The organism is Romboutsia lituseburensis, from assembly GCF_024723825.1.
GTDB lineage: Bacteria > Bacillota > Clostridia > Peptostreptococcales > Peptostreptococcaceae > Romboutsia_F > Romboutsia_F lituseburensis_A.
The window spans coordinates 2,350,410-2,365,817 of record NZ_JANQBQ010000001.1; the positions used below are offsets into that span (position 1 = coordinate 2,350,410).

The window sequence follows — 15,408 nt, forward strand, 5'->3', positions numbered from 1 at the left end:
AAACAAAATAGGTTACCATCTAGGTAACCTATTTTTATAAAATCTAATCAATTTTTTATATATTAAATTTAGCTTATTTTACTTTCTTCTTTCACATTACCTTTTTTCTTCTTTAATGCTGAAAAATCAAAAGTAATTGAGATTATTGCAAATATAAGTAAGAATATTGGATAGTGTAAGTATTTTATTATTCCTACAGAAGAAACTCCTGCTATACCTACAGCTGTTAATATTTGTGCTCCATAAGGAATCATTCCTTGCCAGCATGAAGCGAACATATCTAACATACTAGCTATTTTTCTAGGATCTAAGTTATATTTTTCTCCAATGTCTTTAGCTAATGGTCCTGCCGTTATTATAGTTATTGTATTATTAGCTGTACATAAATCTATTATACTAGCTAATAAAGCTATACCAAATTTTGCACCTGTTTGACTCTTTATTTTGCTTGTTATAAAGTTTAATATAAAGTCTATACCACCATTGTGCTTTATTAATCCTATAACTCCTCCAACTACTAGAACTAATATACATAACTCTTGCATACCTGCCATACCTTCAGATACAGCACCTATAAATTGCCATACATCCATAGAACTTGTAAATATACCTATTGCTCCTGCAAATATAATACCACCTGCAAGAAGAACAAAAACGTTTGCCCCTGCAAGGGCACCGACTAATACTGCTACATAAGGTACTACTTTTATTATTTCATATGAACCTGCATCAGCTGAAGCTGCTGTTCCTGCTGTCATTACAGATATTATTATAAAACTTATTAATGCTGCTGGTAATACAACAAAGAAATTCATTTTTACTTTATCTTTCATTTGACATCCTTGAGTACTTGCCGCTGCTATTGTTGTATCAGATATCATAGATAAGTTATCTCCAACCATAGCACCTCCAACTACTAAAGCAACTAATAATTCTAATTCTATACCTGTTTTTTGAGAAACACCTATTGCTATTGGAGTTAAAGCTGAAATTGTTCCAACTGAAGTCCCCATAGACGTTGATATAAAACAAACCACTAGGAATAAACCTGGGATAAGTAAACTTGGTGGTAAAACTGCTAAGCTTAAATTTACTGTTGAGTCAACTGCACCCATCGCTTTAGCAACACTACCAAATGCACCTGCTAATAAGAATATTACAAGCATTATTACTATATTACTATCTCCAGCACCTTTACAGAATATCTCCATCTTTTTATCAAGAGATTCCTTTGGATTTATCATAAATGCTACTGCTGCAGCTATTACGAATGCTGTTAATGCTGGCATTTTATAAAAATCACCTGTTATAAGTCCGCTTCCTAAGAATAAAACTAAAAAGACACCTATAGGAAGTAACGCTACTGCACTACCTTTTTTCACTTCATTTTGAGTTGTATTTTGCATATGTTTAATCCCCTTTTTATGCTTAATTTAAGGTATAACTAACAGAGAAGGTATGATATATCTTCTCTGTCAGCACTAATTGTATTAATTAAATTTTATGTTTCTTATAATCTATCTAATCCTTGCTTTAAGTCAGCTATTATATCTTCTGCATCTTCTAAACCAACAGATATTCTTATTAATCCTTCAGATATTCCAGCTTCAGCTCTCTCTTCTGGAGTGTATGGAGAGTGAGTCATTGAAGCAGGATGTTGTATTAATGTTTCACAGTCACCTAAGCTTACTGCAAGAGTACATAATTCTAAAGAGTTAAGTAACTTCTTACCAGCTTCTAATCCACCTTTAACTTCGAATGCTATCATACCACCTGGTTGATCCATTTGTCTCTTAGCTAAATCATATTGAGGGAAGCTTTCTAATCCTGGGTAGTTAACTTTTTCTACATTTGCATGTCCTTCTAAGAATTTAGCAACTTCCATAGCATTTTTGCAGTGTCTATCCATTCTTACTTGTAAAGTTTTCATACCTCTTATTACTAAGTAAGCATCAAATGAACTTAATACAGAACCTGTCATATCTTTTATACCAAATAATCTAACTTGGTTTATGAAGTCTAATTTACCTGCAACGAATCCAGCTAAAACGTCTCCATGTCCGTTTAAGTACTTAGTAGCTGAATGAACTACTACGTCTGCACCATGTTCTATTGGTCTTTGTATATATGGAGTACAGAAAGTATTATCTACCATTACTATACAACCTTCTACTGTATGAGCTATTTCAGATACAGCTTTTATATCTATTAATTTTAAATCTGGGTTAGCTGGAGTTTCTAAGTAAACAACTTTAGTGTTTGCTTTCATAGCACCCTTAACTTCATCTAAATTAGAAGCATCAACGAAAGTTACTTCTACTCCATATCTGCTCATACCATGATTGAACATTGCATATGTGCATCCATATAATGTTTTACTTGCAACTACATGATCTCCTGCTTTTAAAGCAGTCCATAAAGCTGAAGTTATTGCACCTATTCCTGAAGCTGTAGATACACAAGCTTCTGCTCCTTCTAATATAGCTACTTTTTCTTCTAATTGAGCATTAGTTGGGTTTCCTAATCTAGAGTATATATATCCACCTTCTTCAAGTGCGAATCTTCTTCCCCCTTGTTCAGCACTATCAAATACGAATGTTGATGTTTTATATATAGGTGTTGTTAAAGCTCCTGATAATGGATCTCTATGATGACCTCCATGTATAGCTCTTGTAGCAAATCTTTTTTCTTTAATGTTTTCCATTGTTTTGTCCCCCTATAAAATATATTATTATTGTTTATTATTATTAGTTAGAAATAGAAGTTTTTATTTAAAACGTTTTCCATTCTAATTTTCGACAAGAAATAATTAGTTTTTGCAATTTATAAAACATTTTCCTGCCTATGCCATAACTATATCATTGCTTTTTAATTTTGTAAACTTCTTCCAAGAAAGTTTTTTTTCTAAGTAAATTTTCAAAAAATTGATATTTTTCTGATGCAATATTACATCAATATAATTGTAAATGAGAGACAATACTGAATGGTCAAACAATTCAAAAAACCTTTTCCCATTTGTATATACATTATATTCAACTCTTCTAGATTATATATATACTTTTTTCTTATAGAAACAATACTTACGATAATTAAAAATATAACAATCTTTTGTAATTTCAAGCATTTCATCTTGCATTTTTTTGTATTTACATAAAAATTGTATTCTAATTACAAAAATTAGATTTTTAATCTTTACATATATTAAAAGTTCTATTTCTAACTTAATTTTTTCTTGTAAAAAATCTTTTATTCTTTATTTTTATAGAACTATGAAAATAATATTTTTAATTTGGTTAATTTTTGTAAATTCACATTATTTCGACTTATATCTTTTTTTGTATACTGAATAGTAAATACTGCATTTAATGAATATAATTATAAATTTTTACCTATACTTTTAATAATTAGTATAAAAATTTATATTAAAATAGGAAACTTATTTTTTAATTTTCAATTATTTATATAATTTTATATTAAAATTTTTAGTCTAAAATTTTAATTTTTACTAAAAATTTAATATTTTGATATTTCAATTATAAATTTAATATTTTTTTATGTACTTGTTATTAATATTATGATATCATAGATAAGTATTTTGTATACAAGATACTACACAATCAAAAGATTTAGACTTTTAGGAGGATTACCAATGACAAATGAAACAAAGGTAAAAGTTGTAACAGCTGATCCTTCAGCATTAGGACTTTTCGGCTTAGCAATGATTACATTAGTTGCTTCAACTCAAAAGTTAGGAATAACTTCAGGAGTATCATTAGTTTTACCATGGGCTATATTTTTAGGTGCTACAGCTCAATTATTTGCATCTATAAATGATTTCAAACATAACAATACATTCGGAGCTACTGCTTTCGGTGGATATGCATTCTTCTGGTATGCAGTTGGATTTACATGGTTAATACAAAATGGAGTATTTGGACCTGAATTAGCAGCTGCTGTTGATCCTAAACAATTAGGTTTCGCTTACTTAGGATATTTAATATTTACATTATTTATGACTATAGGAGCAATGGAAACTCACAAGGTATTATTTATAATTTTCGTACTTATAGACTTTTTATTCTTAGGATTAACATTAACTACATTTGGAGTAATGGAACATGCTACTCATCAACTTGCAGCATATTCTGAGTTATTAATAGCAATAGCATCATTCTATGGTTCTGCTGCTGCTGTATTAAATACTCACTTTGGTAGAGAATTTTTACCAGTTGGAAAGCCATTCGGTATATTCAAAAAATAATTGTTAATTATATAAAAATTTAAAATTATATTAATAAATATAGATTATAAATTTTTTACACTTACTTAAAATTCATATAAAAACCATAAAAGAGCCGTATCAGTTGTAATTGATACGGCTCTTTTTATAAAATAAATTCTATTTATCTTGAAATATAATTTCTTTCTTTATTTTGTCTCTTATTTGATTAATTAAACTTTCTTTATTTTGTTCTAATTGAACTAATCTATTTACATTAGCTCCTGATGGATGTGGAAATCCCTTAAGTATTTGATTCTCGCTAATAATATTTTCTTCACTTAGCTTATCTAGAACTTCTTCAACTGCTTTTCCTAATGGTATTAATAATATATGCTTAAAATCTTCTATACTTTTTAATTCTTGTATAAAATCTTCATATATATATTTCATTAAAAAATCACTTTTTAATAACTTAGGTGTATGTCCTGAATAGTTTTGTTTTTTTACGAAAACAGGATATGGTATAAGCGATACTGTATGTAATAGATAATCTTTTTCCTCAAACAACTCAATACAGCTTTTTACATTCATAGCTTCATTTAACTTTATTTCATCCAACATACTAATTATGTTTTTTCTTAGACTTCCACTAAACCTACCAGCAACCTTACACTTGTATTTAATAGTTTCTATATCTTCACCTTTGTCTAATTCTTTTTTTGCAGTAGATATGGCAGTACTCATTTGTTGAAATCCTGGTGTAATACCTATAATAAATATTTTTGCTTTTGAATTTAAGTACTCGTTATGAGGTGCATAATATATTTCTATATTATCACTTTTATCAATTAGGAAGTCTTCAGTCAATAAGTCATTTTTTTCATATTTATCTTTAAAGGGTAATTTTTGAATAACATCTTTATAATTTTCTAATAATTTTTTCATATATACCTCTCTAATGATATTATAATTTACTCTTTAAAATAGCGGTTATTTTCAATAAGCATTTGAATTTGACAACTATAAGAATCAATATTGAAGAAGTCATTAAACAACTCCATTTCTATAAAACTGTTTACTTTTAGATTATTTCGTTTTGCATATTCAATAATTTTCCAAACTCTCTCATCTTCATTATCTTTACTATAAGATAATGTTAGGTAGTTACCTCCAGGTAAAATTTTTATATTCTCCTCATTATTTATATTTATACCTTCTTTGATTTCACTAAAAACATATACAGGCTTTACTTCTTCTAAAGAACTTACATTATATATAATTCCCTTCTCTATTCTAATTTGTATATCCTTTTCTTTAATTATCTTATCTAAATCAGAGTAGTAAAGTAATTCTTTTAAGCATCCTGACTCTTTACAGGGTGCTACAACTATATGCCGTTCTTTAAAATATTTAATTTCTATTTCACCATTACTTAAAATCTCTCTAGAATTTTTAACACTATCATTTAATTTATCTATATTTTGTATTACCTCTTCCATTTTTTTTATATTTTCCTTAGCCTCTTTCTTCTTTATATCTAAAAATTCCAATAATTTTTCTGTATCACATTCTTTAAAGATTTCTTGCAGTTCTGATATGCTAGTTCCTAAAGCCCTGCACCCCTTAATTACATCTATATAAATAAATTGTTCAATTGAATAGTATCTATATCCTGTTGTTCCATCTATATATTTAGGTATAAGTATTCCCATTTTATGATAATATCTTAAAGCTTTTATAGTAATTTCTTTTATTTTTGAAACCTCACCAATAGAAAATAAACTTTTCATACTACCCACTTCCTTAGTATTTTATAAATTATTATTGACTCTCCTTTTAGGGGAGACCTTACTATAATTATAAGATATTTAAACAAAATATGATTTAAAAATTTATATATATAGAAAGGTGATTTAAGATATGGAAAAAGTAATGTATAGAGAGTTAGCTAAAAGTGATTATGAGCAAATAAAAAAACTTATTTGTGATGCATTTGGTTTCAGTGATTTTCTTAAAGATGAAAAGTTATTAGACTTGGTTTTAACTATATATTTAGAAGGATGTATTTTAGATAGTACTTATAGCAGAGTAGCGGTAAAAAACGATAAAGTTATAGGAATAATCCTAGGAAAGTCAGATCAAGATAAAAATAAAATTAGAAAATTTCATAATAGCTTAAATTTCTTAACTACAGGAGCTAAACTTATGCTATCTAGTAGAAAAAATAAACACTCTTTAAAAGAATTTTCTAAGATTAAAGATACTTATAAAGAAATAATCGCAGGAAAAGAAAAAGATTTTCAAGGTTGTATTCAACTATTTATTGTTTCACAAGAATCTAGAGGTCTTGGAGTCGGTAAAACTTTAGTATCTCAATTATTTAACTATATGAAAAATACAAATGTAAATTCTTTATATCTATATACTGACACTAGATGTAATTATGGTTTTTATGATAGCCAAAACTTTAAACGTATTAATGAGAAAAACATCTATTTTGAATCATTTAAGACTAACCTTAGTGTATTTTTATATGGATATAAATTTTAATTATAAAAATAAAGAGGGAAGGTATTATTCCCCCTTTCCTCTTTTACTTAGTTGCTTGATTTTATAACTGTCCATGCCTCATCATATATTTTTTTAACATCCATAGGGAAATCCGTATAGATTTCGCATCTATCCATTATTTCTTTAGGCATATATGCATTTGGATTATTTTTTACATTTTCTGGTTGTTCTTCTCTAGCTTCTTTATTTGGAGTAGTATATCCTATTTCATCAGCTATTCTTAACGCACTTTCTTTATCACTTACAAAATTTATAAACTTCTCAGCACCTTCAATATTTTCCGCATTATTAGGTATGCATAAACTATCAATCCAGAAGTTTGCACCTTCTTTTGGTACTACATAAGTTAAATTAGGATATTCATCTTGAAGATTTAATCCTTCCCCAGACCAAATCATATTTATATCAGATTCACCTGCTGGAATCATAGTTGTACCATTATCAACTCCATAAATTGGATTTACTAATTTTCTTTGATTTAACAATAATTTTTTGGCTTCTTCAATTTCCTTTGGATCAGTTGTATTTAAAGAATATCCTAATTTCTTTAAAGCCGCTCCCATCGTATCTCTATAAGTGTCAAACATAAATATCTTATCTTTATATTTTTCATCCCATAGTATATCCCAGCTATCTACTTTTTCTTTTACTACATCTTTATTATAAATAAGCCCTACTGTTCCAAACATATAAGGAACTGAGTATTTATTCCCTGGATCTATTTCTAAGTTTAAGTACTCTTCATCCATTTGAGATATATTAGGAATATTATCTTTATTCAAAGTTCTAACAAGCTTCTTTTCAATCATTCTAGGCATCAGAGCATCTGATACTAAAATAACATCATATTTTACTCCGCCCTTACTGATTTTTTGATACATTGTTTCCATATCATCAAAAGTTTCAACATTAACTTTTATACCGTATTGCTTTTCAAATTCTTTTAAAGTTTCCTCGTCTATGTTTTCTCCATAGTTAAGAAAGTTTATTTTTTCAGAAGACTGTTTACCACATCCTACAAAAAATACACTTATCATTAATATACAAATCGATAAACTTAATAATTTTAATATTTTATTCATATTATAATTCCTTTCTGCTTTTTCGATTATTCTAATACCCAAAATTAGTCATTAGAAATCTATTTTATTTATGCCATCGTATATTTTATAATAACCCAATTCTTGATATAATTAGTAATCATCAAAATTTAACCTTCTATTTCTGCATAAATTTGCTGACCTTTTTGAATTAATTTATCAAATGTTGTTTGCTTAAATCCTAATTCTACTGATTTTTGATAAAATATTTCTGCTAGTTCTATATTTCCTTTTATACATTCTACTAAACTAAGGTTAAAATATGGTATTGGATATAATAAATCTAATTTTATTGCTTGCTGAAAGCAAGTTTCTGCTGACTTTAGATTTCCTAGCTCTAGATATGCTGACCCTAAATTATTTAAAGTCATTGCTTCTATATCCTTACTGTAAACTGCTCCAGAAAGATGTATTAACTTCTTCTTCCAAGTATTTTGCCTTATATCCTCTAAAAATATTTTATTATATTTAATACTCTCTTTATAATTTTTTCTATCTAATAATTTTCTTCCTCTAAATTGATTTTTATAATAATATCCTTGAACTCTTCCTGGAATTAATAAAAATATAAATATAAAAGGAATTAATATTGGAATATTATATTCACATAAAGTTATAATTACCAACGTACAAATAAAAATCCAAACTACTATAGTTAACATATATTTTATTTTTAATTTTTGACTTCTATTAATAATACTCGCCTCCTCTATATATTAATTAATATATTTCTTATTCTTCTATATATCTATCTCTAATGTATAAACCTTCTACGTTACAAATATATTCTACTATGTCTAAATTACCATTTTCACCTAAATATACATCACTATATAAACCATCTATATAAAATGCTATTTCTAAATCTAACATGTATACAGCTAAATTATTTCGTTCTCTTAATGCTAATTTGACTAATGCCCCTATAACTTTATAGTCAATATCAATACTATTCAAGTCAAATACATTATGTTTTATTTTATCAAGCATCTTTAATTCATCTCTTTTTAATACTTGTTTAAAATATTTTTTATGATCCTCATAACTAGACCCGCAAGATATTACTATATCATTACTACAATTCATCGTAAGCAATAATGCTCTCAAGAACTTATCTTCTTGCATTAAGTAATTTTTTTTATTTTTTTCTAAATCCCAAAATACATCTAATATTTTATATGGTGAATTTAATTTCATTTTAGATGGAAAGCTATCTATTCCAAAATGCCTATTTTTTAATTTATTTTGGTCAGTTAACTCTATATCTATATCAATACAGTAATCAATTTCTTCATAAAAACAAAATCCTTCAAATGCTTGTTTTATTTTTTCTGATAAAATTTTATAATTACTCATAATTTATATTCCCCCATTTTATCTTATAAGTCATTGTAACTCGTTTAGATAGTATTACATTTTTAAGAATTAAGTTCAATAAAATTTACCTGAATAGTCATTATTGAAGACTCAATAGTTAAAACACATACTTATAAATCTATTAAACAACAACAAGCCGTATCACTTATTTGTGATACGGCTTTTCATAGATTACACATTTATGCATGTACTATTTATATTAATTTGATTTAAATATTTTTTATATAACATTACTTGTATATTAAATTATTTTACACCAACTTCATTCCACGCAGCTTTAACAGCATCAGCGTCTTTTTGGCCATAAAGATCTTTTGCTGATTGAATTAAAGCATGACTAGCATCTGAAAAGTTTGATTGTCTTGTTAAGTATTTAGTAAGAGCTCTATAATAAATTTGCTCTGATTTTTCTTTACCTAATTTAGTGATAGTATTATATGCTGCTTTGTTAGGTATACCACTGTTTATATGAACTCCACCATTATCATATTTTATACTATAATTTTTATAGTCTTTCATATGATCTGGTTGATCATATTTTTTAGGATCTTTTAAATCTCTTATAGCACTATTAGGTACTTTATATAAATCTTCTCCCATTGTCCAATCATCACTATCTACAAAATATCCAAATACATCTGAGAAAGATTCATTTAATGCTCCTGGTTGGTACTTATAAACTAAATCCGCTGATGATGATGTAACTCCATGTGTTATCTCATGTGCAATAATATCATCAGCTGCTGTAAAAGCATTTTCTGTTACCTGATCTCCATCTCCATAAATCATCTCTGCACCAGTCCAAGCTGCATTACTCCAATTTCCTCCTGTCTCTGGATCAGGAACATGTACATAAGAATTTATATCTGATCCTTTTCCATCATAACTTTCTCTATTATGAACATCTTTATAGTATTGATAAACTTGATCTGTAAAGTAGTGAGCATCTACAGCTGCCTTAAATTTATCTTGATCAAAAAAGCTTTTTATATTTGAGATAAGGCTTCCAATTATGTTATCACCTTGGAAAGATTCAAATCCCATAGTTCCTATCTTTCCTTTATGAGTAGTATCTAATAATACATACTTACCGTTATCTTCAGTCATTTTTAGAGGACTTTTAACTTGTCCATCTGAACCTATACCACTACCTGTTACTTGTGAAGCTTCTTCTAATACATTTTGCTTTTCAATTATATTACCATTTTCTGCATCTACTTTAATAATCCAGTGCGCTGCCTCTGGTAAAGTGTACGCTAGGTCTAAAGCATAAACTGCTCTATTTATTTTTTCATCAACAACAACTTTAGCATCCTGTACAGCATCTTTACCTGATAGGTTTTTAACTTCATCACGTGATTTTTCTATTGATTTAAAAGCTAATTCAATAGCTTTATCTTGATCTATTTTAGTTTCATTTTTAACTTCCAATTTCCCCTGGTCTAAATCTCCATTTACAAAAACAACATTTCCTGTCTTATCTGTATGTATTTTAACTTCAGCGGCTTCTGCAAAATATCCCTCTGCTTTAGGTTTTAAAGTATAATGCGTAAATCCTAAATCATCTTTTTCTTTTTTAACTAATTCATATTGATCTGCATTCTCTTTTACCTTATAATCATCAGGCATATTTTTAAGCACATCATTTAAATCTTTGTCTGCCTTAACATTATATACTTGTGGTAACTCCTCTTTTGTTTGACTATCTGCATAACTTGCTGTTGGTGCTAAAATCCCACATGATAACCCTGCTATTGTTAAAATAGCTAAATTTCTTTTGAACATTAAAACCCATCCCCTTTTCTTGTTATTTTTTTAACTAATTAATTATGTAAAAAATATCAACCTTATACTTAAATAACATTAAGTTTAAGAGGGCGCTAATATTAGTCAAGCATAAGATTGTTTTGAACTTCTTTATGTGTCTTAGCAATTTCAGATAAATACTTTCATAATAAAATCATTTATATTTAACGTAAACACTGATTATATCAGCTTTACAAATAATAAATTATAATTTGAAAATCGTATATTTATTTTGATAAAAATTATTGAGGTTTAAAGATTTGTCATAGATTAAAATTGATTATGTATATAAATTGGTTTTGTTACTTTTAAATATAATTATGTTAATTCTTTAACTATGATAGTATCTGTATATAGTTAGATTGTCAACTATATTTTTGGAAATTTTTAGAAAACTAACTTTTTTCTATATATACTGTATTTTTAATAGATTTAGTCTATATAAATTAATCATGAAAAATCACATAAAAAACCGTATCACTTACTTGTGATACGGTTTATATCAAATGCTTATTTTGTTGGTTTATTTATATAATTTAAATACATACTAATATTTAAAATCTAAAAGTTTATTTTTTAATTGATTTTCAATATTTATTAATTCTGCTTCAGCTTCTCTACGTTTTTGACGTCCTTCTGTTTGTATATTAAGTATTTCATCAAGAGTTGAAATTAATGATTCATTCGTAGCTCTAAGTGTTTCAATATCAACAATTCCTCTTTCAGACTCTTTTGCAGTTTCTATAGTTGAAGTTTTTAATATTTCTGCATTTTTGCGTAAAAGTTCATTTGTCATATCTGTTACTTCTCTTTGAACTCTTGCAGCATTAGCCGCATGGGCAACTCCAAGTGATAAAACCATTTGATTTTTCCAAAGTGGAATAGTATTTATAATCGTAGATTGTATTTTTTCAGACATCAATGAATCATTATTTTGAATTAAACGAATTTGAGGAGCCATTTGTAAAGAAATCATTTTAGTTAATTCTAAATCATGAATTTTCTTTTCAAATCGATTACAAAGAGCAACAAAATCATTTAATTCCTGAGCATCCTGAGGGTTACCACTATTTTTTGCTTTTTCCTGTAATTTAGGAAGTTCTTCTTTTTCTAGTTTTTGAAGTTTCTTTTTCCCCGCTAATATATACATATAAAGCTCTTTAAAATATGCCTTATTTATTTCATACATCTTATCTAGCATAGCAATATCTTTTAAAAGCTGTATTTGATGTGCTTCAAGAATGTTACACATTTTCCCTATATTATTATCTACATCCTCATATTTTATTTTCATTTGCGAAATCTTATCTTTACCTTTTTTAAAAATACCTAAAATTCCTTTTTTCTCTTCAGATTCTTCAAAGTTCTTTAATTCATGAACTACGCTAGATAGTATTTCTCCAATTTCACCTAAATCTTTAGTTTTTACATTATTCAATGCCGATTGTGAAAAATCAGAAATTTTCTTTTGAGCACCTGCTCCATATTGTAAAATAGAATTTGAATTATTTATCTGTATTTTATCTACAAATTGATCAACCATTTTTTGTTCTTCTTCTGTAAGTTGAATTTCATTAATTATTTTTTCTTCTGTTTTTTCTTCTTTTACTTTTATATCAACTACTTCCTCTTGGAATGGTTTAAAAGTTAATTCTGGTTTTATATCAATAGATTCTCCTTTGAATTCATCATTCATTTTAATACCTCCCTTTTATTTAAAACTTACTTTTTAAAATCATCTTCTACTAATCCCTCTTGTTTAAATAATGTTTTAAGAACAGAAATATCTGTAGAAACATCTAAAACAACATCTTCAAATAAATCATCTAATAAATTTTCAAAAGCGGTATTAATGAGATCAATACTCTTTTCAATTTCTATTTTAGCATTTTCTATATTCTCGCCTTGAATTAATTGATTATTTATATCTTTGTATGAATTAATTAATTTTATAGTAATAGGAAGATAATGATTTATAAATTTATTAACTTCTTGTATCTTTTTAGGATTCTTTTCAACCTGACTAAGTATTTGATTTGCAATATTTCCTAATTTATCTAACTTTATAGCTATCTCTTCTTTATAAAGATCATTTCTTATTTGTTTTATTTGTTCAATATAACTTCTTCCTACTCTGATAATAGATTCTTTTTCTTCTTTTTCTGAATTATATATTTCTTCATTTGATTTTTCATTATTAATTTCTTTAGCTATTTGTTGTTTTTTTAAATTTAAATAGTCACTATAGACTTCATTATTTAACATAAAATAAGTTTTTTCTTCATCTATATGTCCTTCTAAAAACATACCTAAGTTAATCATTTTATTTAAATCTTTAATAACAAAACTCTCTTTTTCTTTAGAAAATTTCGCTAAATCACTAATTAAAAAATAACTATTATTGTCAATAAATCTTACATACTTTTTAAAACGCTTTACTCTTTTTCTTAAAGTAATTCCCCTTAACAATAAACCTAAACTTACTGCAAAGAATAAAAATACAATTGCCAAAATAATATTGCTGCTTATTATAACAACACTACTAAATAACATCTTAAATACTAGAGTTGTTAGCACTGAAAACCCAAAAACTAAACTTCCAATCACTCCGAATAATATATAAAGTATCCCTGATATACTTCCAGCTGGTCTTTTACTGATATATGCTGATACATCATTTTTAGATTTTCTATTTAAAATCATATATTTTTCACTATATCCATTAAACTTTGATTTAAATTGATTTAAGGTATCCTCAGTTTTATCGGTAATATCCCTTTTCAAATTAGCAAAATCTATTGCTTTAAGTGCATTGCTAACTGTAGACATAATTTGATCTTCTAAATCAGAAAAATCCTTTTTATTCATTATCTTGCCTCCAGATTATTTTTATTATAATTAACATAAACCTAGATATATACTATTATGTTAATATTTTAAGTTTATTATATCTTATAATTTAGCTAATTGTAACCGCTAACTTATAAGGAATATAATACCTATATTTTATGAATACATTATCACTTATGATACATTAGTTTTAATTATAAAAACAGCCTTAGGCAATTTATGTCAATGCCTAAGGCTTAAATCTTACTTACCTGTGATACTGTTCTCCGTACCATACTCTTCGGAGCACAGTTTTTAAAGTCTTAATCCTTTTTTTATAACAAACCCAACTCCACAAACTGCAAACATTCCAACTAGTGCTAGTCCCAATTTATTCATAGCATCTTTTTGTAATTCTATAGCATCTTGTATTGATTTATCATTGATTTCTTTTATATCTTGTCTTATATCATTCATTAAATTTATTATTTCTTTTTTTATTTCTGTTTCATCTGCATCTTTACTAATTTCTTTTAAAGTATCCAGCATGTGCATATATAAATTATTGCTATTATTAGATATCTCCTTATTGCTCGAAATTATATCAGATATACTTTCAACTATTACCTTATTATTCTCCACTATATTAGGTATATTTTCCAATATACCTAAGTATATTTCTTTATCTATATTAGGACTCATTTGAATAAGTTCAACTACCTTTTCCTTTGATAATTGCCTCCAATTTTCTATACCTAACTTCTCCTTTATCTGTAATTCATCTATGTAATTATTCATTATCTATCCCCCCTTATAATTTACTTTATTATATAATTATTTTCAAATTTACACAATTCATTCCTAGCAAATGCAAAAAGGATGGGTTACCTTGTTCTTTAAGCAACCCATCCTTCATTAAGTATGTTATCACATCATCATTTATTTGTATTTCTATGCTATCTATTTCTCTTTCCTTATTTATTGTTATCTTTGAAACTAGTAAATGTATTAGTTGTTTCCTTTGTTGACTTGTACTCATTCCTAAGAATACTTCTTGAAATCTTCGCATTACTTCGTTTACTATTTCAAATGGTATTGGCTCTCCTTCTGCTAGTTAAAGATCCTATTTTAGCTCTTGTGGTATATACTTTAATTTCTCTATGTCATCATTTATTGCATATCCTCCTAAATTTTCATTTGATCTTTCTGACCCATAGTTTTCTTCTAGTATTTGTAGATTCGTTACTATCGCTTCTTTTACTTCTTCTGGTAAATCTTGTACCAAATACATATCTCTTTTTTCATTCCATAGATTTAGAATCATTTTACTCTCTCCTTTATTTTTGTATTAAAAAAGAGATGTTACTTTTATTGCGACATCTCTTCAAATATTTTTATGCTTCTATAGAAATCATCTATCTAGCATAAATATTCTTCATTTTTATAATATCTATTTATAGCTTTATTTACTTCGATTTTCTCTTTCTTCTTTTCCAAAGTATC

At 26.8% G+C, this 15,408-nt stretch carries 15 protein-coding genes; 2 read left to right on the forward strand and 13 right to left on the reverse strand.

Features of this window, described 5'->3' with window-relative positions; genetic code table 11:
• Positions 1 to 68 precede the first annotated feature (68 nt).
• The gene (locus NWE74_RS11345; protein WP_258243243.1) at positions 69 to 1,406 is read right to left on the reverse strand and encodes a Na+/H+ antiporter NhaC family protein; all 1,338 of its coding nucleotides are present in this window, start codon (positions 1,404 to 1,406) and stop codon (positions 69 to 71) included.
• A gap of 104 nt (positions 1,407 to 1,510) precedes the next feature.
• A complete protein-coding gene (megL, locus tag NWE74_RS11350) occupies positions 1,511 to 2,704 on the reverse strand; it encodes a methionine gamma-lyase (RefSeq protein ID WP_258243244.1) in 1,194 nt (397 codons plus the stop codon).
• A 945-nt stretch (positions 2,705 to 3,649) separates the two neighbouring features.
• Between megL and NWE74_RS11355 the strand changes: the two genes are divergently transcribed.
• Entirely contained in the window at positions 3,650 to 4,261 is a 612-nt protein-coding gene (locus NWE74_RS11355; RefSeq protein WP_092727469.1) for an acetate uptake transporter, read from the forward strand.
• 138 nt (positions 4,262 to 4,399) lie between these two features.
• Here the strand turns inward: NWE74_RS11355 and NWE74_RS11360 are convergent, their stop codons facing one another.
• Positions 4,400 to 5,167, reverse strand: coding sequence for a hypothetical protein (locus NWE74_RS11360; protein ID WP_258243245.1), 768 nt, complete (start codon positions 5,165 to 5,167; stop codon positions 4,400 to 4,402).
• Between the two features lie 26 nt (positions 5,168 to 5,193).
• On the reverse strand, positions 5,194 to 6,012 hold the full coding sequence (locus tag NWE74_RS11365; protein ID WP_258243246.1) for a MerR family transcriptional regulator: 819 nt from the start codon (positions 6,010 to 6,012) through the stop codon (positions 5,194 to 5,196).
• Between the two features lie 130 nt (positions 6,013 to 6,142).
• Here NWE74_RS11365 and NWE74_RS11370 point away from each other — a divergent pair, with 130 nt between their 5' ends.
• Positions 6,143 to 6,772 carry a GNAT family N-acetyltransferase gene (locus NWE74_RS11370; protein ID WP_258243247.1) on the forward strand — a complete coding sequence of 210 codons (630 nt, stop codon included), beginning with the start codon at positions 6,143 to 6,145 and terminating at the stop codon, positions 6,770 to 6,772.
• A 47-nt stretch (positions 6,773 to 6,819) separates the two neighbouring features.
• On the opposite strand, the gene NWE74_RS11375 is transcribed toward NWE74_RS11370, so the two are convergent.
• The 9 genes from NWE74_RS11375 to NWE74_RS11415 form a co-directional block, all read right to left on the reverse strand.
• Positions 6,820 to 7,875, reverse strand: coding sequence for an ABC transporter substrate-binding protein (locus tag NWE74_RS11375; protein ID WP_258243248.1), 1,056 nt, complete (start codon positions 7,873 to 7,875; stop codon positions 6,820 to 6,822).
• Between the two features lie 128 nt (positions 7,876 to 8,003).
• The gene (locus NWE74_RS11380) at positions 8,004 to 8,555 is read right to left on the reverse strand and encodes a tetratricopeptide repeat protein (RefSeq protein WP_258243249.1); all 552 of its coding nucleotides are present in this window, start codon (positions 8,553 to 8,555) and stop codon (positions 8,004 to 8,006) included.
• Positions 8,556 to 8,625: 70 nt separating this feature from the next.
• Complete coding sequence (locus NWE74_RS11385; protein WP_258243250.1) at positions 8,626 to 9,249, reverse strand: hypothetical protein; 624 nt, start codon at positions 9,247 to 9,249, stop codon at positions 8,626 to 8,628.
• A 267-nt stretch (positions 9,250 to 9,516) separates the two neighbouring features.
• On the reverse strand, positions 9,517 to 11,055 hold the full coding sequence (locus NWE74_RS11390) for a M4 family metallopeptidase (RefSeq protein WP_258243251.1): 1,539 nt from the start codon (positions 11,053 to 11,055) through the stop codon (positions 9,517 to 9,519).
• A gap of 568 nt (positions 11,056 to 11,623) precedes the next feature.
• Positions 11,624 to 12,772, reverse strand: a complete 1,149-nt coding sequence (locus tag NWE74_RS11395; protein ID WP_258243252.1) for a toxic anion resistance protein — start codon at positions 12,770 to 12,772, stop codon at positions 11,624 to 11,626.
• A 26-nt stretch (positions 12,773 to 12,798) separates the two neighbouring features.
• Positions 12,799 to 13,944 (reverse strand): 5-bromo-4-chloroindolyl phosphate hydrolysis family protein, encoded by a 1,146-nt coding sequence (locus NWE74_RS11400; protein WP_258243253.1) that lies wholly within the window; start codon positions 13,942 to 13,944, stop codon positions 12,799 to 12,801.
• Between the two features lie 276 nt (positions 13,945 to 14,220).
• Entirely contained in the window at positions 14,221 to 14,703 is a 483-nt protein-coding gene (locus tag NWE74_RS11405) for a hypothetical protein (protein WP_258243254.1), read from the reverse strand.
• Between the two features lie 28 nt (positions 14,704 to 14,731).
• On the reverse strand, positions 14,732 to 14,974 hold the full coding sequence (locus tag NWE74_RS11410) for a hypothetical protein (RefSeq protein ID WP_258243255.1): 243 nt from the start codon (positions 14,972 to 14,974) through the stop codon (positions 14,732 to 14,734).
• Positions 14,975 to 15,028: 54 nt separating this feature from the next.
• On the reverse strand, positions 15,029 to 15,229 hold the full coding sequence (locus NWE74_RS11415) for a hypothetical protein (RefSeq protein WP_258243256.1): 201 nt from the start codon (positions 15,227 to 15,229) through the stop codon (positions 15,029 to 15,031).
• Between the last annotated feature and the right edge of the window lie 179 nt (positions 15,230 to 15,408).